The 20,233-nt window shown below is 37.6% G+C and carries 15 protein-coding genes; 4 read left to right on the forward strand and 11 right to left on the reverse strand.

Annotated features, from left to right (window positions below; translation table 11 throughout):
• The first annotated feature begins 193 nt into the window (after positions 1 to 193).
• On the forward strand, positions 194 to 1,654 hold the full coding sequence (katA, locus tag OK414_RS27230; protein WP_034648193.1) for a catalase KatA: 1,461 nt from the start codon (positions 194 to 196) through the stop codon (positions 1,652 to 1,654).
• 325 nt (positions 1,655 to 1,979) lie between these two features.
• On the opposite strand, the gene OK414_RS27235 is transcribed toward katA, so the two are convergent.
• Positions 1,980 to 4,229, reverse strand: coding sequence for a sensor histidine kinase (locus OK414_RS27235; protein WP_263045936.1), 2,250 nt, complete (start codon positions 4,227 to 4,229; stop codon positions 1,980 to 1,982).
• Positions 4,207 to 4,896, reverse strand: coding sequence for a response regulator transcription factor (locus OK414_RS27240; RefSeq protein ID WP_013085537.1), 690 nt, complete (start codon positions 4,894 to 4,896; stop codon positions 4,207 to 4,209). Before OK414_RS27240 ends, OK414_RS27235 begins: the two co-directional genes overlap by 23 nt.
• Before the next feature lie 250 nt (positions 4,897 to 5,146).
• Between OK414_RS27240 and OK414_RS27245 the strand changes: the two genes are divergently transcribed.
• A complete protein-coding gene (locus tag OK414_RS27245; RefSeq protein WP_034648190.1) occupies positions 5,147 to 6,598 on the forward strand; it encodes an alpha-amylase in 1,452 nt (483 codons plus the stop codon).
• A gap of 29 nt (positions 6,599 to 6,627) precedes the next feature.
• On the opposite strand, the gene OK414_RS27250 is transcribed toward OK414_RS27245, so the two are convergent.
• Together OK414_RS27250 and OK414_RS27255 are read right to left on the reverse strand one after the other, a co-directional pair.
• Positions 6,628 to 8,061, reverse strand: coding sequence for an anion permease (locus OK414_RS27250; protein ID WP_034648188.1), 1,434 nt, complete (start codon positions 8,059 to 8,061; stop codon positions 6,628 to 6,630).
• Between the two features lie 279 nt (positions 8,062 to 8,340).
• Positions 8,341 to 9,540: a class I SAM-dependent rRNA methyltransferase gene (locus tag OK414_RS27255; RefSeq protein WP_263045937.1), complete on the reverse strand. Its 1,200-nt coding sequence runs from the start codon at positions 9,538 to 9,540 to the stop codon at positions 8,341 to 8,343.
• 281 nt (positions 9,541 to 9,821) lie between these two features.
• Here OK414_RS27255 and OK414_RS27260 point away from each other — a divergent pair, with 281 nt between their 5' ends.
• Complete coding sequence (locus OK414_RS27260) at positions 9,822 to 11,720, forward strand: PhoX family protein (RefSeq protein ID WP_263045938.1); 1,899 nt, start codon at positions 9,822 to 9,824, stop codon at positions 11,718 to 11,720.
• 409 nt (positions 11,721 to 12,129) lie between these two features.
• Positions 12,130 to 13,128, forward strand: coding sequence for a tRNA dihydrouridine synthase (locus OK414_RS27265; RefSeq protein WP_216875771.1), 999 nt, complete (start codon positions 12,130 to 12,132; stop codon positions 13,126 to 13,128).
• Positions 13,129 to 13,297: 169 nt separating this feature from the next.
• Here the strand turns inward: OK414_RS27265 and rlmH are convergent, their stop codons facing one another.
• The 7 genes from rlmH to walK all read right to left on the reverse strand — a co-directional run bounded on the left by rlmH (position 13,298) and on the right by walK (position 20,227).
• Positions 13,298 to 13,777 (reverse strand): 23S rRNA (pseudouridine(1915)-N(3))-methyltransferase RlmH, encoded by a 480-nt coding sequence (gene rlmH, locus OK414_RS27270; protein ID WP_013085547.1) that lies wholly within the window; start codon positions 13,775 to 13,777, stop codon positions 13,298 to 13,300.
• Positions 13,778 to 13,860: 83 nt separating this feature from the next.
• Complete coding sequence (locus tag OK414_RS27275) at positions 13,861 to 14,019, reverse strand: CxxH/CxxC protein (protein WP_013059901.1); 159 nt, start codon at positions 14,017 to 14,019, stop codon at positions 13,861 to 13,863.
• Between the two features lie 73 nt (positions 14,020 to 14,092).
• Positions 14,093 to 15,325 carry a S1C family serine protease gene (locus OK414_RS27280; RefSeq protein WP_263045939.1) on the reverse strand — a complete coding sequence of 411 codons (1,233 nt, stop codon included), beginning with the start codon at positions 15,323 to 15,325 and terminating at the stop codon, positions 14,093 to 14,095.
• A 57-nt stretch (positions 15,326 to 15,382) separates the two neighbouring features.
• Positions 15,383 to 16,177: an MBL fold metallo-hydrolase gene (locus OK414_RS27285; protein WP_013059903.1), complete on the reverse strand. Its 795-nt coding sequence runs from the start codon at positions 16,175 to 16,177 to the stop codon at positions 15,383 to 15,385.
• A gap of 18 nt (positions 16,178 to 16,195) precedes the next feature.
• Complete coding sequence (locus tag OK414_RS27290; protein WP_016765985.1) at positions 16,196 to 16,975, reverse strand: two-component system regulatory protein YycI; 780 nt, start codon at positions 16,973 to 16,975, stop codon at positions 16,196 to 16,198.
• Complete coding sequence (locus OK414_RS27295) at positions 16,962 to 18,329, reverse strand: YycH family regulatory protein (protein WP_028409756.1); 1,368 nt, start codon at positions 18,327 to 18,329, stop codon at positions 16,962 to 16,964. Before OK414_RS27295 ends, OK414_RS27290 begins: the two co-directional genes overlap by 14 nt.
• On the reverse strand, positions 18,320 to 20,227 hold the full coding sequence (walK, locus tag OK414_RS27300) for a cell wall metabolism sensor histidine kinase WalK (RefSeq protein ID WP_013085551.1): 1,908 nt from the start codon (positions 20,225 to 20,227) through the stop codon (positions 18,320 to 18,322). Before walK ends, OK414_RS27295 begins: the two co-directional genes overlap by 10 nt.
• Between the last annotated feature and the right edge of the window lie 6 nt (positions 20,228 to 20,233).

Raw genomic sequence — 20,233 nt, forward strand, 5'->3', positions numbered from 1 at the left:
ATTATTAAACTAAATATACTATACAGAAAATTTTTTAAATAGTTCGTACACTTCACATGTTATATACCCCATTGACTACATCTCAAAATTAACACTTTAAATTATAATAATTATAATTTAGTATTGATTTTTTATTTAAAAATGTTATTATTGTTTCTAACATAATAAAATTCAAATAAGAGGTGGTTCTAAGATGACAACAAACAAGAATAACCTAACGACTAGTTGGGGAGCTCCGGTTGGAGATAATCAAAATTCAATGACCGCTGGTTCACGCGGACCTACTTTAATTCAAGATGTTCACCTTTTAGAGAAATTAGCCCATTTTAACCGAGAGCGAGTTCCTGAACGTGTCGTACACGCAAAAGGCGCCGGTGCCCACGGCTATTTTGAAGTGACAAATGATGTTTCATCCTATACAAAAGCAGCTTTCCTTTCTGAAGTAGGAAAACGAACACCTCTATTTGCTCGCTTTTCAACAGTAGCTGGTGAAAATGGCTCAGCAGATACCGTTCGCGACCCTCGCGGATTTGCTGTTAAATTTTATACAGAAGAAGGAAACTACGACTTAGTCGGAAATAATACACCTGTATTTTTCATCCGAGATGCGATTAAATTTCCTGACTTTATTCATACACAAAAACGCGATCCACGCACACATTTAAAAAACCCGACGGCCGTTTGGGATTTCTGGTCTTTATCTCCTGAATCTTTGCATCAAGTTTCTATTTTAATGTCTGACCGCGGTATTCCCGCAACTTTACGCCATATGCATGGGTTTGGCAGCCACACATTTAAATGGGTTAATGCCGAAGGAGATGGCGTTTGGGTAAAATATCACTTTAAAACAGAGCAAGGTGTAAAAAATCTGTCTCCAGACGTAGCTGCAAAGCTAGCTGGTGAAAATCCAGATTATCATACTGAAGATTTATTTAATGCCATTGAAAAAGGCGATTTCCCTTCATGGAAACTGTACGTTCAGATTATGCCATTAGAAGACGCTGATACGTATCGCTTTGATCCGTTTGATGTAACAAAGGTTTGGTCACAAAAAGACTACCCTCTAATTGAAGTAGGTCGCATGGTCTTGGACCGCAATCCAGAAAATTATTTTGCCGAAGTGGAGCAAGCTACATTCTCACCTGGAACGCTTGTGCCGGGAATTGACGTATCACCTGATAAAATGCTGCAAGGTCGACTATTCGCATACAGCGATGCACATCGCTACCGCGTGGGTGCTAACCATCAAGCGCTACCGATTAACCGTCCGCGCAGCGAAGTAAATAACTATCAGCGTGACGGCCAAATGCGCTTTGACGATAACGGCGGCCGTTCTGTTTATTATGAGCCAAACAGCTTTGGCGGCCCAACAGAATCACAGGAAAACAAACAAGCAGCATACCCTGTTTCAGGCGTTGCCGATAGTGTTGCATATGATCATAACGACCATTACACGCAAGCAGGTGACTTATACCGCCTTTTAAGCGAAGACGAGCGTACACGACTAGTTGCAAACATCGTTGAAGCTATGAAGCCTGTAGAAAAAGAAGAGATTAAACTGCGTCAAATTCAGCACTTCTACAAAGCGGATCCAGAGTATGGAACACGCGTTGCAGATGGTTTAGGATTATCTGTTCCGCAGCAAATAAAATAAAGATATCAGTTTTACAAATGAGAAAACAAGGTTATTTTTCTCGTTGTAGATTCTCGTTTATTCTCAATTAGTTTAACATTTTATCAATAAATAAGTATCCATATTTTATGGATACTTATTTAAATTCTTGTAAAAAGAGGAAGGGATGAAGAAATGATTGGACAAGAAATAAGATGTAATCAGTGTGATAGAGAAATAAAAGTACTAAAGCACAGTACGCTTTGCGGTTGCGGAATAAAATTACGAACGCTAAAAAAAGAGAAGCAACCAGCATAATGAGGTTGCTTCTCTTTTTTACTAGATATGCTGGTTATATTCACTCACATTAAAGAGTAATCGTTACTTTAAATAAATCTCCGTCAATTTCAATATTCAGTTCTCCTCCGTGCAAATCAATAATTGACTTAGCAATAGCTAACCCAAGTCCGGAGCCATCGGTTTGTCTTGAAGTATCCCCTCTTTTAAATCGTTCAAACAGCTCATCTGCCTGCTCATTTAATTCATATTTACTTACATTTTTAAAGGTTAGTTTCACTTGTTCGTTTATTTCTTGAACAGAAATATAGACACGCGTTTGTTCAAGTGAATATTTCAATATATTCTCTATCAAATTGTCAAATACTCTCCATAATTTTTGACCATCTACAGTAGCAAATAGCGGCTTTTCGAGAGATTGAATACGAAATTGCAGAGTTGAATCTTCAATTGCTTCATTATATTCAGCTAAAGCCTGATGAAGAAGCTGGTTAATATCAATTTTGTCTTTATGCAATTCTACATTTCCACTTGCCATTTTTGACACTTCAAATAAATCATCAATAAGTGTCTGTAAACGTTTTGACTTACGGTCAATAATTTCAACGTAAGCATGTTGTTCGTCCGAAGTAAGATCTTGTGACTTTAGCAACGCTGTATATGTCATAATAGAAGTCAATGGTGTTCTTAAATCGTGACTGACGTTGGTAATTAACTCTGTTTTCAAGCGTTCACTTTTAACTTGAACATGCTGAGATGTTTGAATCTGCTGCTGGATATGATTTATATTTAGTGCTGCTTGAGTCAAAGCTGATTTCCCTTTGATAGGTAACGGCTCTTTCCACTCGGCTGTGGCGATTTGATCAATTGAGATAATAATTTTATTTAAATAATTAACTCGTAGCATAAGCAGTATCAAAGTAACCACTCCTACAACACTTCCAACAGCTAAGTACAGTATGGATACTTGTTCTGCAAACATAGATCCACTAGTCAATAGAGCTGCAACAGCAAACACGGCAAACACTAAAAGCAGCACTACAACCATTATATGCATGCCAATATGTCTGATAATAAAAATAGATTGAAGAAAATAAATTACTTGATAAACACACGCTCTTTTATATTCTTCTTTTATATCATCTATTGTGCGTATACGCTGAAACAGTAGAAATACTTGAAGTGCCCATAGGGAAATAGCTATGGATATTGCTATCATATAAAAGAAGAACGTAGCAACATGCTTATATGATTCTAATAAAGAAGCAGGATAGCCGTTCAGAACTAGACTTAATGTAAAAAATGAGTATAAAAGAAAAACAATTATACAAATATCTAAAGGTATTTTTTTATAAACCCTCTGTACTGCAGTTTGTCTTGTTATTTTTTTAAAATATCCAGTTATTGTTTTTTTATAAATAAAGCAACCTATTAACAGAGCTAGTATCCCTGACAATGTATACACGAGAAACGCTACATTTTGATGATGATAATAGTTATACTCATCAAATAAAGGACTAATGAAGGTTTCTTTTTCAGGAACAGCAATTATACCCGTAAACTTCTGCTTTAAATACCGGGTTGGGATCTCTGAGTCTGCCTCACTGCTTAACGATGAATTTTTATATTCATCTGCTTGAAACACCAGCGGTGATTGAGCTGAATAAGTATATTTATACAATATATTTTCCTGTTTTACTAATTGATTAACATCTTCTTTGCCTGCGTTTTGGATATTCTTGTATATTTTATTTGTGTTCCTATCTTTTAAATAATACATGATGTCTTTTTTATATTGAGATAATGTTTTTTGTCGATCAAAAGCTTCATCATATAGTTTCTTCATTTCGAGTTTTTTGTTTTTCGCTATTTCTCCTCGAACGAATTGATCATCTTGAAACTTTTTTTGAATGTTTTTAACTTCTAGATCCTGCTGCTTTACATAGGCAGCTTCAACGTTTTTGCTCTTTGCTTGCTTAGCGTCTTCTATTTTTTCTTCATATTTATCGTGCACGTTTTTTATTTGTTCTGTTAATGTTCCTTCCTTATATCGATACGACTCAATCTCTTCTTCTGTTATCTTATTTGCATTAACGGTATTCTTATCTTTTTGTGTCAATTCTAAAAGGTAGAGATCATTTGTAAAACGACTTATTTGCTTTTTGAAGTCTTCAGATTTTATATAGCTGCTTTTTTGTAAATAGTTTGTTTTTAATAGATTATGCACGTTACTAATTGAAGAAATAGTTGCTCCTAAACCAAATAAAAACAAGATAATCCCTACAGCTGAAATGACGCTACTTTTCCATTTTATATCCAAGTCCCCACACAACCTTTACATACCTCGGATTTTTTGGTTCAATTTCAATTTTTTCTCTTATTTTTCTAATGTGTACCGCTACTGTGTTTTCTGCGTTGTAGCCTGGTTCATTCCATACGCGTTCATAAATATCATGTATGGAAAAAACTCTCCCTGCATTTTTCATTAATAACTCTACAATTTTATACTCAATGGGAGTCAGCTTAATGAATCCCCCGTCAAGAGTGACGGACTTAGCTTCAATATCAAGTACAAGACCTCGAATATCAATCGTCTTTTTTTCCTCATATGTACCTAATGTCACATATCTTCTTAACTGTGATTTAACTCTCGCTATCAGTTCTAATGGATTAAAAGGCTTTGTCACATAATCATCTGCTCCTACCTGCAGACCGAGCACTTTATCTGCATCTTCGCTTTTAGCACTCAGCATAATAATCGGGATATTTTTTTGTTCTCGGATTTTAAACGTCGTTGAAATGCCATCTTGCCTTGGCATCATAATATCAAGAATAATTAAGTGAACTTTTTCTTTATTTAGTATCTCTATGGCTTCGATTCCATCTTTGGCCGTAAAGACTTTAATACCTTCATTTTTTAAATAAATAGCAATACCATTACGGATTTCTTGCTCATCGTCTACGACTAAAACCACATATTCGTTCATTGATTTCTCACACTCCTTTTAAAAGTATATCATGGGTCATTCCGTCTATGGATTTTATTGTAAACTGCATTTCTTAAGAAAAAGGAAGGGGAAATCTTAAGATTTTCTTAAGCTTCATATGTTGAAAAAGGTTTAAAGAATAGGGATAACAGGAACGTTAAAAGAAAAAATATAATCAATTCCTCATTTGATTCTAAAGAACTATCCATGAGCGATTATATCTTTTTATTTAAAAGGAGGATGATTTAACTTGGAACGGAATCATACAATTATGCAATTTTTCGAATGGCATGTGCCAGCTGATGGAGAGCATTGGCAACGCCTCAAAGAGCTCGCTCCTCAACTAAAAGAACAAGGAATTGATTCCGTGTGGATTCCGCCTGTTACAAAAGGTGTTTCATCAGAGGATAATGGCTACGGCGTTTACGACTTATACGATCTTGGCGAATTTGATCAAAAAGGAACCGTTCGTACAAAGTATGGAACCAAGCAAGAGCTGCATGAAGCGATTGATGCCTGTCATAATCATGGAATTAATGTCTATGTGGATATTGTAATGAACCATAAAGCTGCAGCAGATGAAAAAGAAACGTTCCACGTCATTGAAGTGGACCCCATGAACCGAACAGAAGAAATTTCTGAACCTTTTGAAATTGAAGGGTGGACAAAGTTTACATTTGAAGGGCGCGGCGATAAATATTCTTCTTTCAAATGGAACTTTAATCATTTTAACGGCACTGATTACGACGATAAAAATGGAAAAGAAGGCGTCTTTCGTATTGCCGGAGAAAACAAAAGCTGGAACGAAAATGTCGATCAAGAGTTTGGCAACTACGATTATTTAATGTTTGCGAATATTGATTACGATCACCCTGAAGTTCGAGAAGAAATGATCAAATGGGGAAAATGGTTAGCAGACACCCTGCAGTGTGACGGTTATCGATTAGACGCCATTAAACATATTAACCACGATTTTATTAAAGAGTTTGCCCACGAATTGTCCTCTTCTCAAGAAAAGCCATTTTATTTTGTGGGAGAGTTTTGGAATCCAGAGTTAACAGCCTGTCAGGAATTCCTAGACGTGATTGATTATCAAATCGATTTGTTTGACGTATCTCTGCACTATAAACTGCATGAAGCCTCTCAGCAAGGAAGAGATTTTGATTTAACCACGATTTTTGATGATACATTAGTCAAGACTCACCCTTTGAATGTTGTCACATTTGTAGATAACCATGACTCTCAGCCAAATGAATCTTTAGAATCGTGGGTAGAAGATTGGTTCAAACAAAGTGCTTACGCTCTAATCTTACTTCGTGAAGACGGCTATCCTTGTGTGTTTTACGGAGACTATTTTGGGATAGGCGGAGAGCACCCAATTGAGGGAAAAGAAAAAGATATTTCCGCTCTCTTGCATGTACGCTATGACAAAGCATACGGCCAGCAAGACGATTATTTTGATCACCCGAATACCATTGGATGGGTAAGGCATGGTGTAGAGGAATTTGAGAAGTCTGGATGCGCTGTAGTGATGTCAAACGGCGAAGATGGCGAAAAGAGAATGTTCGTCGGCGAACACCGAAGTGGACAAACATGGATTGATTTCACAAACAACCGAGAAGATCAAGTTGTGATTGAAGAAGATGGCTACGGACAGTTCCCTGTCAATGGCGGCTCTGTATCCGTTTGGGCTGAAGCATAAAAAAACAGTGGCTTGCGCCACTGTTTTTTTTACCATAGACCTAGCAGTTTCCACCACAAGCCGCCAATTCCAATCCAAATGATAATATGAATAATTGAAATTAAAAAGCCGAGCGACCACCATTTTTGCTGCGTTACATATCCACTACCGAAGAACACCGGTGCCGGTCCACTGCCGTAGTGAGTTAAACAGCCAAATAAATTGCTAAAGAACGCTAAAATTAATGCTGACAGTAACGGAGGCGCACCAGCGGCCACGATGACAGATAAAAATGCTGCGTACATAGCGCTGACATGAGCCGTATTACTCGCAAAAAAGTAGTGAGAATAAAAATACGCAACAGCTAGTACAATCAACGCCGTCATCCAAGACATATGACTAACAGTGCCTTTCATCAGATCACTGAACCAAGGAATCATGCCTAGATCATTTAAGAAGGTTGCCATCATAACCAAAACAGCAAACCAAACTAATGTATCCCATGCTCCCTGTTCTTTTTTGATGTCCGACCAGCTTAACACTTGCGTTAAAAGCAGCGCACATAGACCAATAAAAGCAGTTGTTGTTGCATTAATATTTAAATTAGCTCCAAAAATCCACAGCACAAGAAGAAGTAAAAATACGCCAATCATGTACCATTCTTCTTTCTTTAACGGACCCATTTCATTTAGTTTTTTTGCTGCAATTTCAGATGCTTCCGGCGTTTCTTTTAATTCTGGCGGATACAGCTTATAAATAACAAGCGGAATAACAATTAAACTAATAATTCCAGGTACAATTGCAGCCGCTGCCCAGCCAACCCATGAAATAGTCTTGCCTGTAATTTGTTCCGTCATTTTAACAGCAAGAGGATTGGCCGCCATTGCCGTTACGAACATAGCGGATGTGATCATATCTCCTTGAAACGATACTTTTGTTAAGAAAGCGCCGACTCTGCGCTCCGTACCGTCTCCAGTTCTCGATCCATATGTTTCGGATAAAGAACGAATGATTGGAAGAATAATTCCTCCAGCTCGCGCTGTATTAGACGGCATTGCAGGTGATAAAAGCAAGTCACTTACGATAAGAGAATACGATAATCCCAACGTCTTTTTACCGAACAAACGAACAAAGATGTAGGCAACCCTTGTTCCTAGACCAGTCTTAATAAAACCTCTAGAAATAAAGAATGCAATGACGATTAACCAAATCGTCGTATTTTGAAAACCGCTGAGCGATTGTTCAAGTGTTAATGTATTAGTTAATACAATAATGGTTAAAGATAAAATAGCTACACTGCCTAATGGCAATGGTTTAATGATAAGCCCTACGATAGTAGCCACAAAAATAGCGAATAAGTGCCAAGCCTTCACATCAAGTCCAGACGGAGGTGTAATAAACCATAAAATAAGTCCGATTGCCAGACAAATTAATAAAGGAAGAAATTTCACTTCGCCGGCAGGCTTTTTTGTTGTTTCAGCCATAATCTTTCTCCTTTCATGTTTTTAAATAATAGTAATAGTATGCTCTTTCCACTTCGTACCCAATACTTATCCCATTTAAAATAAAATAATTGTAAAAATACGTTTCGTAAGGATGATATTGTAAAATTGTGAAATGTTGAGCATAATTCCTTTATTATTTTATCATATATATTGACAATATTTATCTCTTACCTTCATTTTATTCCCTTCAAAATAGCTTGTAAGCGTTATTTCATTAAAAATAAATAAACTGCATGAGTTCATCATGCAGCCTTGCATTTAGCGATTTACTTTTTGAATAAACACGACTTTTAAATAATTACCTGACTTAAATTCTTTTATTGTTTTAAAATCAGCTGGAAGAGCGAACTGCTCCATCATTTTGTACCGTTTCCCTTTTTCATTAAAAGCTTTTTCAATAAACGAATGGAATTTTTTCATATCAAAATTGCTTGCATTCGTAGATGCTACAATGACACCGTTTGGCTTTGTAAGCGCAATGGCTTCTTTTAATAAATCTTTGTAGTCTTTTACTGCGCTAAACGTATGCTTTTTCGACTTAGCAAAGCTTGGCGGATCTAGCACTACAAGATCGAACGTCATATTCTTCTTAACCGCATATTTAAAATACTTAAAAACATCTTCTACGATAATGTCCTGTGCTTCGTGATCAATTCCATTTACACTAAATTGCTCAATTGTTTTTGCCAAGCTGCGATTGGCCAGGTCGACACTTGTTGTTTTCGCAGCTCCTCCAAGAGCGGCCGCCACTGAAAATGCGCCTGTATACGAAAACATATTTAAGACGGTCTTTCCTTTTGCATATTTATCTCGAATAGTTTTACGGACGTCTCGCTGATCTAAAAAGACTCCCACCATTGCTCCGTCATTTAAGTAAACGGCAAAACGAATACCATTTTCTTTTACAATTAAAGGAAATTCACCTTTGTCCCCTGCTACAAAATCATCTTCTTCAATATACTGACCTTTTACGTTAAAACGTTTTTTCTGGTACAGCCCTTTAAAGTTAGGCGCAGACTTTAAGGCTTCAATGACGTATTCTTTAAATTGATAAATTCCTTCACTATACCAACTCATGACGTAATATCCGTCATAATAATCAATAATCAAGCCGCCGATTCCGTCACCTTCACTATTAAATACGCGAAAAGCAGTTGTGTCTTCAGATGCATAAAAGTCATGACGAGAGGCAATAGCTTGCTGAATTTTCCTAGCAAAAAACGCCGCGTCAATTTGCTCACTTTTCTTCTTCGTAAGAATCCATCCGTAGCCTTTGTTTTGTTTTCCATAATAGCCTTTGGCTAAAAATTGATTCTTCGGAGTGACTAAGTTAATAATAACCCCTTCTTCTTGCAGTTTATGACCATCAACAAGCGCATCTTTTTCAATGAGTGGATAACCTTTGTTCACTTTTTTAATAAAAGCTTCTTTGGCTATAACTTGTACTTCTTTTCTCATGTGTACACCCTATCTATTTAATTTAGTTCATTCTAGTTTTATCCATTTTATAAGAATAATCTACATTTATCTTAACATAGATAACCGTTGATGTTTCCAGTTACAAAATAGAAAAGCGGCGTATGCCATAAAGCATTCTCGGCTTCATATGTGGATGATCTTTTTACATAAATGTTCAATGTTTTTAACAATGCCTCAACAAATACAACACTTCTCTTTATATTTCCTCAACAATCCAATGATTTAATAGGTATATGAATATGATTTGGAGGTTATCAACCATGAAAAAACGAGTATCTCTTGGACTATCTCTCACTCTCTTAGTTTCTAGCGCTGCTTCTGCTTTTGCAGCAGAGCATCATCCAGTTCAACATCCAAAACAAATCAAAAGCGTCGAGTTTCAGCCAATGAAAGCACCTACTACGATTGAAAATATGATTAAAACGTATACAGAAGCCTCGGTAAAAGTAACGTATAAAGATGGAAGCGTGGAAGAAACGCCGCTTAACTATAACCAGCTCTTTCTTTCAAAAGATAAAATTGTCGATAATAAAGGGGAATTAATCGCCGCAGGTACACCGATCGATGCAAACGGCGATCCGATTATTGACCGAAGCGTTCCTGATCAGCCATCACCGTACGTATCAGACGCACCGGATTCAAACAGCTTTATCACCATCAACGGTAAGTCTTATATTATTTCACATTATGAATATGAATCTGTTAATAATGCTGGACAAGAGATTTCCGGTCTTCCTGCTTCCATGACGCTTACACAAGTTGATCGAGATGATAAAACAGGAAAACTAACCGTCAACCATGCTAAAAAAATTGATTTTTCTAATGTAAATGGTTTGTGGACGCCGTGTAATGGCTCTACAACGGATTGGGGTACTCACCTTGGTTCAGAAGAATATGAGCCTGATGCACGTGCTTTTGAAGACCCTTCATCCAGCTCTTATAAAGACGTCACGAACTTCGCTAAGCTTTATTTCGGCGACATGTCAAAAGCAAATCCTTACTACTACGGCTGGATTCCAGAAATTTCAGTAGATGAAAGCGGCAATGCGTCCGTCGTAAAACATTACAGCACAGGTCGTTTTTCACACGAAATGATGCAGGTACTTCCAGATAACAAAACCGCTCTTTTTGGAGACGATGGGTCTAATACCATGATGTTTATGTATGTAGCAGATAAGGAAAAAGACTTCTCAGCAGGAACTCTTTATGCGGCAAAGTTTAAACAAACGAGCACAAAAAATGGAGGTAAAGGCGACCTTCAGTGGATGAAGCTTGGCCATGCAACAGACAATGAAGTGAAAACAATAATCGACAAAGGCACAAAATTTAGTGATATTTTTGAAACAGCTGACCAGCCTACAAAAGGATTTAAAGCAGTCAAAACCGCTGCAAGTAAAAAAGTTGAATATTTAAAAGTAAAGCCTGGCATGGAAAAAGCAGCTGCCTTTTTAGAATCACGCCGATACGGTGCAATTTTAGGTGCAACATCTGAATTCAACAAGATGGAAGGACTAACGGTTAACAAAAAAGACAAAAAAGCGTATATGGCTATTTCTTACCAAAATAGTGCCATGCTAAAAGAATCTGATGCTGTACAAGATGATATTCAGCTTCCAAAACTAGAGTCTGGCGTGACCTACCAGCTGAACTTAGGATCGCATCAAAAAGACCAAGCAAAAGGCAAGATTAACAGTCGCTACGTTCCTGCAAGCATGGAAGGGCTACTGATTGGACAAGACCTAGAAAAAGCAGATGCATACGGTAATAAAGCGGATCCAAATAAAGTTGCCAACCCTGATAACCTTACGTATTCAAATGACTTAAATACACTCTTTATCGGAGAAGACAGCTCACTGCACACAAACAACTTCGTATGGGCTTATAATGTAAAAACAAAAAAACTATCACGCATTCTTTCAGTTCCAGTGGGAGCAGAAGCAACAGGTCTTCGTGCAGTAGAAAACATTAAAAACTCTCGCTACGTACTAAGCAACTATCAGCACCCGGGCGAGGACATCAGCGACAAAAACATTACCGCTGTTGATAAAGAAGAGCTAGCTAATGCAATGAAAGAAAGCATTGGCATTCAAGAAACAGGTGGTGTCGGATACATTTCTGGACTGCCTTCTAAGGACCGCACTCCTTACAAAAAGCATTAATACGTAATGAAGCCACGTCTATTGTACAGTGACAGACGTGGCTTTTTATATAGTCGAAGTTATTTATAAAATCGTTTATCGTAATCATCCTTACAGTGAATACTTTATAATATCCTTCGAGAAAGTACCTACACACGAACCAAATGCTTTAGGATATTTATTCGCAGGTATCCGTTACATGCCTTCAGGCTCGCTTTTAATTGCTTACACTCCACTAATACTAGATATAAAAGTTGTTTCAATAAGTATTTCCAGCAAAACAAAACCACTCGTTCCCTTGCACTTTTCGTTCCATACCATTAAAGTATATATTGGTTGAAGTTTATACTGGCATTCAGCCTGATAAAAGAAATTACACTTTTTAATTTTGGGAATATGTTTTCCCTAAAAGAAAGGGTTTAGATATAAGATGAAAGATAATTTTTGGCATGAGTTGCCGCGTCCGTTTTTTATTTTGGCACCGATGGAAGCTGTGACGGATGTCGTTTTTCGCCATGTTGTGACTGAAGCAGCACGACCTGACGTATTTTTTACAGAGTTTACGAATACGGAAAGCTACTGCCATCCGAAAGGAAAAGATAGCGTAAAAGGACGTTTGACGTTTACAGACGATGAACAGCCAATCGTTGCGCACATTTGGGGAGACAAGCCTGAGTACTTCCGTCAAATGAGTATCGGCATGGCCGAAATGGGCTTTCGCGGCATTGATATTAATATGGGCTGTCCTGTGCAGAACGTTGCAGGAAACGGAAAAGGTTCTGGTCTGATTCGCCGTCCAGATACTGCGGCTGAGATTATCCAGGCAGCCAAAGCTGGAGGGCTTCCAGTAAGCGTAAAGACTCGTCTTGGCTATACGCAAGTTGATGAGTGGTACGACTGGCTGAAGCACATTTTAGAACAGGATATCGTGAACCTTTCTATTCACCTTCGTACGAAAAAAGAAATGAGCGATGTTGACGCGCACTGGGAATTAATTCCGGAGATTAAGAAACTTCGTGACGAAATTGCGCCTCATACGCTACTAACAATTAACGGTGATATTCCTGACCGCCAGAAAGGTCTGGAACTTGCAGAGAAGTACGGCGTTGATGGAATCATGATTGGACGCGGAATTTTCCATAATCCGTTTGCGTTTGAAAAAGAAAAGAAAGAGCACACAAGCGAAGAGCTATTAGAACTTCTTCGCCTGCAGCTAGATCTTCATGATAAGTATTCTGAAGAATTAGAGCCGCGTCCTTTCAAACCGCTTCGACGCTTTTTCAAAATTTACGTTCGCGGATTCCGCGGTGCAAGTGAATTAAGAAATCTACTCATGAGCACGGAAACAACTGACGAAGTGCGTGCGTTGCTTGATGAGTTTAAAGGCAGAGCTGGAGTGAAAGAAGACGAAGGTTTTTCTGTTTCTTAAATAAGATCTCGTTTGCTTAAACTCAATTGTTCTAACATTTTACCGGAGAGAAGAACCTCTTGTTCTTTTTTATAGACGTGTGCTATTTATCCACATATGATAAAAGCTGAGGCAGAAGGTTTTACATTTCCTTCTGCCTCAGCTTTTAATGAAAAAATATCCACACGTTCTATTTATGATAAGGTTCATTTCGAATAATACGAAAAGCTCGGTAAATCTGTTCTACTAATACTAGGCGCATAAGCTGATGAGGAAACGTCATCTTTGAAAAAGAAAGGGCTGCGTTTGAGCGTTTCATTACTTCGCTACTTAAACCAAGCGACCCGCCAATGACAAATGCTATTTTGCTTTTTCCGTAGGTAGCTAATGAATCAATTTCTTTTGCGAGTTCCTCGGAAGATTTTTGTTTTCCGTTAATAGCTAATGCGATCACATGAGTATCGTCTGAGATTTTCGCTAAGATGCGCTCTCCTTCTTTTTGTTTTACCTGTTCCATTTCAGATTCACTTAAGTTTTCTGGCGCTTTTTCATCTGCAAGCTCAATAATTTCTACTTTTGCATAGCTTGATAAGCGCTTTAAATATTCTTGAATACCTTGTTTTAAGTATTTTTCTTTTAGCTTTCCAATGGTTATAATAGAGATATTCACAGGCTATTCTCCTCTCCTTTATCTCTTATCCACAGATATTATCCACATATCCACATGTTATATCCACATTTTGTATAAGAATATTAGTTCCCTACTACATATACAGCTTCATTGTCACAATATTCACAGCTTTTTTTGTCAGTGGAATTTTCTATTTTTTCAAAAACCGGTGCTAGCTCAATCTCATCTACCATTACATCCAGCGCTAGTTCCGTATGTTCTAAACAGCAATATATCTTCATGTATTTATCTTCCTTTCTCTATTCTTTTCATTAAAAAACCACAGGAGTTTATCCCCTGTGGATAACTTTTCTTTCACTTCATTTGACGCGTTAATTTTACTTCTGTGGATTTCTTTTTGCCATCGCGATAGAACGTTACGTTCATTTTATCGCCAATTTCTTTTTCAATGTAGAGGTGTTTGCGAAGTGTCGCAATGTCCCTTACTTTGATGTGATCTAACTCAACAATCACATCATATTCCTTTAATCCGGCTTTAGCGGCTGGCGAACCTGGCTCGACTTTTAGAACAGCGACTCCGTTTACTACATCATGCGGTAACTTAAGGGTTTCTTTTAAATGATACCCTGATACCTCACTTAATGATAGTGTACTAACTCCAAGATATGGACGTCTGACTTCACCATATCGTTCTAAGTCATTAATAATAGGCCTAGCCATGTTAATTGGAATCGCAAGACCAATGCCTTCTACTGCTTCTTGAGCAATTTTCATGGAATTAATACCGATCAATTCACCATCAATATTAACAAGAGCACCCCCGCTATTACCAGGGTTAATGGCGGCATCTGTTTGAATAACTTCTGATTGCCAATCAGGATTTCCATCGCCATTCAAATCTTGAGGAATGACACGGTTAATCCCTGAGACAACTCCTTGTGTAACGGAGCCAGAAAATTGAAGGCCTAGCGGGTTTCCGATAGCAATCACTGGTTCACCAGCTTTCAGCTTATCAGAATTTCCGAAGGTAGCCACTTTTGTCACGTGGCCTGCGTCAATTTCAAGAACTGCTAAGTCCATTAAATCATCGCTGCCAAGAATTTTAGCCGATACCCTTGTACCGTTACTGAAGCTCACTTCAATTTCGTTAGCGCCTTTAATGACATGATAGTTTGTCACAATATAAGCTTTGTTGCCTTGCTTTTTGTAAATAACACCTGAGCCTGTCCCGGCATCAGTTCGTTCATCATTCCAAAAGCTTTCAGAGTTCTGAATGTTTACAACTCCTACAACTGCTGCATTGACTTCAGAAACAGCTTTTGTGACGGCCGTAGTGACGTCAAGAGATACTGACTTTTGAATGGTAGAACCTGTTTGTTCATCTCTATTTTCATCCGTCATCCATCCGTATGGCAAAATCCCATTCCTCACCAAGGCTGGCATAAGAAGCAGTACAATAAGTGCACCTATAATTGCTCCAACCAGAGCAGAAGCGAAATATCCTCTGCGGCGTTTAGGCGGCCGACTATTTGGCTCTTGGCCTTCATCATAATGTTCCACACTATCACCGAACCCTTCATTTATCATCGTGAATGTCTGCATTCACGTATTAAATGAAGTTATTTTTCGCTTCCTTTCTAGAGACTATACATAAACAATATCAGTTGGTCTTTTTGGATCAGTATCACATAGGAGAATATTGTCCTCTACATTGATGTCTTTTTGTTGTAACACTTGTGCAACCGACATGCGGGCAATTTCCTTCATGTTATTGTCTTGACTTAAATGCGCCAAATAAATGCGTTTGGTTTGATCTCCAATCACATCTGCCATTGCAAGCGCCGCATCTTCATTTGATACATGTCCCACGTCGCTTAGAATTCGTCTTTTAATGCTCCAAGGGTAGCGCCCCATTCTCAGCATTTCAACATCATGATTGCTTTCAAATACGTACATATCGCTATTTTTAATCGTACCTTTCATGCGGTCACTTACATAGCCGGTATCCGTAATAAGGGTTAATTTTTTAGACCCTTGATGAAAGACATAAAACATAGGCTCTGCGGCATCATGCGAAACGCCAAAAGACTCCACTTCCAATTGACCAAACGATTTCGTTTGGCCAATTTCAAAGTGAAACTTCTGTTCCGTATTAATGTTGCCGATCAAGCCATCCATTGCGTTCCACGTTTTTTCATTTGCGAAAATAGGGAGCTTATATTTACGTGCCAGAACACCTAGTCCTTTAATATGGTCACTATGTTCGTGAGTCACTAAAATTCCTGATAAATCCGGGATATTGCGATTTACTTGTTGAAAGAGAGCTTCCATTTGCTTTCCGCTCAGCCCTGCATCAACTAGTAAGGAATGTTCTCCATCACTTACTAAAATCGCATTTCCTGTGCTCCCACTCGCTAGCACGCTGAAATGCAGGCTCATTTATCTCACTCCAAATACTTATTTATTTCCTTTTTTAATGATCTGTCCTTCAAAGGCATTTACAAAATAACTCGTATCTCCATTTACAACGATGTGCCAAGTTGGTGCTAAAACTTGAGAATTTAGTAACGGCAGATCAAACGTATAGTACCCAAACTCTACTTTTGTTACAGAATCTTTCTTTTTCAATTCATCCTTCAAAAACAAATTTTCTAATGCTTTTAAAGGCGTTAAAACATCCTGCTCATCATCTAACGTTTTTACAGAACCTAGCATCGTTTGTTCATACGAAATAATTTCATCTTTGTCATTTAAGTGAGCAACGATCATACCATTTTCATTGTCAAAGATTTTATGCTTCTTATATTGTTGAAAGAATGTAACTGTTTTTTTCTCTTTGTTAACGTTCCATAGCTCATACTCCTTACCTGAGATCACATACCGTTTTAGAAATTGACTTAGCTTTGCTTCGGGACTTTTTTCAGGTACTGAAAAAGGTTTGTCTAATACGCTTCGAATTGTTTTTTCCTCAAGCAGCGCTGCTTTTTGTTCTTTAAGCTTTTTTAAATCTTCATCTTTAAACAGTTTGCTTTTGGCATTTAACGACGAAGCTTCTTTCACATCTGTAGGCAAATGTTTATATTCAATGCCTTCACTCGTTAATTGTTCTTCAACGCTCGACTCTACAAATAGAGAATACTGATCTTCTTGATGAGTTTTAAAAATCTGATAGCCTAAGTAAATATTAAGAATCAAGAAAGTGAAAATAAAGATGGTTTTTGTTCTATTCCAATCCATCGTTATCGCCTCCTTCGGTCGGCGGTGCAATTCGATACCACTTGCTATTATAATAATAGAACCAAGAAGGAACGAGTTTGACAGAATTAGAATTAAACTCAACCGTCTTTTCACCGGTTTTCGGCTGCTGTGAAACTTCTTCTAGCTGATAGCCTATTGAAATATCTTTTAACAGATTCGGGTCAAAGTTTTGGTGTTTTTCAATTAATTGAATCACCTTTTGAGATGACTGCAGCTTTTCTACACTGGAATCCTGTACTCTTACAAAACGATAAAGAGGACGACGGTAATTTAAAATCTCCGCATTTCCCCATCTCTGATATATTTCAGTCATGCCCTGATTGCTGTAAACTGGATAGTTATCTTTATAATAACGATAGCTAATTTCTTTTGTAATACGATTCCAGCTGTTGAACCTGTAATTAGATTCCGTCCAGCCTCCGTGGTCATTAACGAAGCTAAAGCTACGGTTTATTAAATTATAATCTTCCATTACTTCGGTCGTGGAATTTACAAGATTCACATATTCCATCACATCTGTCTTCGTATTAACATTAATCACTTTTGTACCTTCGGTGTAGACATCTCGGTTTGTAGACGTTTCTTTCCGCGCATAGTCTGGGTTGTTAAAAAGCGCTTCCTTATATTTTTCAATATCTAAATGCCTCATGCTCGTATAGTAGACTTCACTATTCATCGTGATATTGTTTTCCGGAAGGAAGATATACCGATTTTTGTTTTCTTTATATACAAAGCTCGGGGCATACGTACGTTTCATTTTGTCTTCTAATTCTTTGATATCATCTTTGGCCAAATTCTTGACTGTAACTGAATAAATCTTTTTTTGCTCATAATTCACAAGATACACGCTCACGAAAAAGGAAGGTGTACGCTTAATTTTAATGAGTACACGGTCAAATGTTTGATTAGGCAAAGACGTTTGAGAAAATGAAAAAAGCTGTTGAAATGTTTTTAACGGTAGCGCGTCTGGATACAGCACTTCAATAGAATTACTTCCATGGACATAATTTAAAAATCCATCAGGAGAAATAGCATCCGAAACGTCCGTCACATTCGAAAATTTCCACTTTTTCATTTCATTTACCCATTTGTTTACATCATCTTCGTCGTGAGACATGTAGTGGTTATCGTTTCGATGATAGAGAACTTCTGTTGGAAGAATATGATCTTCTATTTTACTTTTTGAACTCACTTCAACTTCCTGCAAATGTTGATTCTTTGAAATGACCTTATAAGAAGGCTGATACGTCCATATATGATACGTCATAATTAAACTGGAAGCGACGAGAACAACTAAGATGGCCGTTTTGATATGTTCATATCTCATTCCCATTCGTCATCATTCTCACTTTCAATTGGAAGAGTAAAGTAAATCGTTGTTCCTTTTCCTTCCTGACTATCTGCCCAAATACGTCCATCATGTGCTTCAATAATTTCCTTGGCAATAGCAAGCCCTAATCCTGTTCCGCCTAATTTACGCGTTCGTGCTTTATCTACACGATAGAAGCGTTCGAAAATTTTAGCTAAATTTGATTTTGGAATTCCCATACCTTGGTCTTTAATGCTCACAACAATTTCATGCGTATGCTGAGCAATTGAAAATGTAATGATTCCGCCTTCAGGTGAATATTTTATTGCATTGGAAATAATGTTATCTAATACTTGTGTAATTTTATCTTGATCGATAGCAACATAGATTGCTTCATTTGGCAAGTCGCGCACGAATGAAATACCTTGTTCAATTGTCATTTCAAAGCGATCAATGATGTAATGATAGAACTTCACAAAATTGATTGGGTCACGACTAAATCGGTAGTCTTGACTATCTAACTTAGATAATTGAAGCAAGTCGTTAACGAGACGAATCATTCGTTCTGTTTCCGTTTGCGTTACATTTAAAAACGTTGGAGCTAAGTCCTTATCTTGCCATGCTCCTTCTGCAAGCGCATCTAAATAACTGCGCATCGTTGTTAACGGCGTACGCAATTCATGTGAAACATTCGCTACAAATTCTCGGCGATCTTGATCAATTTTCTCCTGCTCTGTAATATCATGCAAGACAATGATAATCCCGTTAATAAAACCGGTCTCTTTTTGAATAGCGGAAATGGTAGCTCTTAAAATAAAGGGATCCGATTTTGTACTAAAGTCCAAAATTAATGACTCTTGATTAGCGAGCAAGCTCTCAAACGTATGCGTTTCTTCAAGATCTAATAGGGAAACAACTGGATCAGACAAAACCGTTTCACGTGAAACATTTAGCATAGCTGCAGCTGGATCATTAATTAAAATTACTCTTCCCTTTCGATCCGTCGCAATAACGCCGTCCGTCATATGAGCTAATACTGAACTAAGCTTACGGCGCTCCCCTTCTGTAGTTGCCTGTGCTTCTTGAAGCTTTCTTGTTAAGTTGTTGAATGTGAGAGCTAGCTGACCAATTTCATCATACCCGTATACCTTAGCTTTTCTCGTAAAATTCCCTTTGGCCATCTCAAGTGCTTGTTTTCTCATTTCAGACATTGGACGAGTAATCGTCTGAGCTAAAAACACGCCTAAAATAGCTGTAATAAAAAGAGCAATCACCGTACCTGCCTTAAAGATCTGATTGATATTACTCATTTGATCGTAAACAGGCTCCATGGAAGCTGTTAAGTAAATAGCACCTAAGATTTCTTCGCTAGACTGAATTTTTCCATTTTTATTGGTTGAATTTGATTGACTGGCACCTACTTTATCCTGTAAACGAATAGGCTGTATCATAACTCTGATTCGCTGTCCGCTTTGATCAACAAATACATTATCAGAGTTAGTTCCTGCTAACAACGCATTTGTAATCGCTAAATCATTAGTCTTTTTACCTATGATCTGTTGAGGATTTGAGTTCGATGTAGCAATGATTCTTCTATTTTGGTCAATGACTCTTACTTCAGAGATGTCATTCATATCATTTGAAGCTAAATTGGGTCTTGAAGCAAAATCTCGTAAAATAGTCTTTAAGTCTTCCTCAAGGGTGGGTGAATCATCATCACGATTTTTCACCATTTCTTGTCCAATGTTATACGTCAGCAAGTCTGTCCGCTCTTGAAGAGACGTTCGAAAGTTGTTAACTAATTCTTTTTCTAATTGTCGTGCAAAATAGACCCCAATAATTTGCATCGCAATTAAAATGAGCAGCACATAAATCAATACAAACTTTAAGTGAATAGATTGCAGGAGCCTTACTTTCTTCATCTAAAA

It is taken from the genome of Priestia sp. JV24, assembly GCF_025910025.1.
GTDB lineage: Bacteria > Bacillota > Bacilli > Bacillales > Bacillaceae_H > Priestia > Priestia megaterium.

Excerpts from the sequence above, each read along its gene's own strand:
- katA (WP_034648193.1), top strand. The coding sequence starts at position 194 with ATGACAACAAACAAGAATAACCTAACGACTAGTTGGGGAGCTCCGGTT.
- OK414_RS27240 (WP_013085537.1), bottom strand. The coding sequence starts at position 4,896 with ATGAACGAATATGTGGTTTTAGTCGTAGACGATGAGCAAGAAATCCGT.
- OK414_RS27250 (WP_034648188.1), bottom strand. The coding sequence starts at position 8,061 with ATGGCTGAAACAACAAAAAAGCCTGCCGGCGAAGTGAAATTTCTTCCT.
- OK414_RS27255 (WP_263045937.1), bottom strand. The coding sequence starts at position 9,540 with ATGAGAAAAGAAGTACAAGTTATAGCCAAAGAAGCTTTTATTAAAAAA.
- OK414_RS27260 (WP_263045938.1), top strand. The coding sequence starts at position 9,822 with ATGAAAAAACGAGTATCTCTTGGACTATCTCTCACTCTCTTAGTTTCT.
- OK414_RS27265 (WP_216875771.1), top strand. The coding sequence starts at position 12,130 with ATGAAAGATAATTTTTGGCATGAGTTGCCGCGTCCGTTTTTTATTTTG.
- OK414_RS27275 (WP_013059901.1), bottom strand. The coding sequence starts at position 14,019 with ATGAAGATATATTGCTGTTTAGAACATACGGAACTAGCGCTGGATGTA.
- OK414_RS27280 (WP_263045939.1), bottom strand. The coding sequence starts at position 15,325 with ATGATAAATGAAGGGTTCGGTGATAGTGTGGAACATTATGATGAAGGC.
- OK414_RS27285 (WP_013059903.1), bottom strand. The coding sequence starts at position 16,177 with ATGAGCCTGCATTTCAGCGTGCTAGCGAGTGGGAGCACAGGAAATGCG.
- OK414_RS27290 (WP_016765985.1), bottom strand. The coding sequence starts at position 16,975 with ATGGATTGGAATAGAACAAAAACCATCTTTATTTTCACTTTCTTGATT.
- OK414_RS27295 (WP_028409756.1), bottom strand. The coding sequence starts at position 18,329 with ATGGGAATGAGATATGAACATATCAAAACGGCCATCTTAGTTGTTCTC.
- walK (WP_013085551.1), bottom strand. The coding sequence starts at position 20,227 with ATGAAGAAAGTAAGGCTCCTGCAATCTATTCACTTAAAGTTTGTATTG.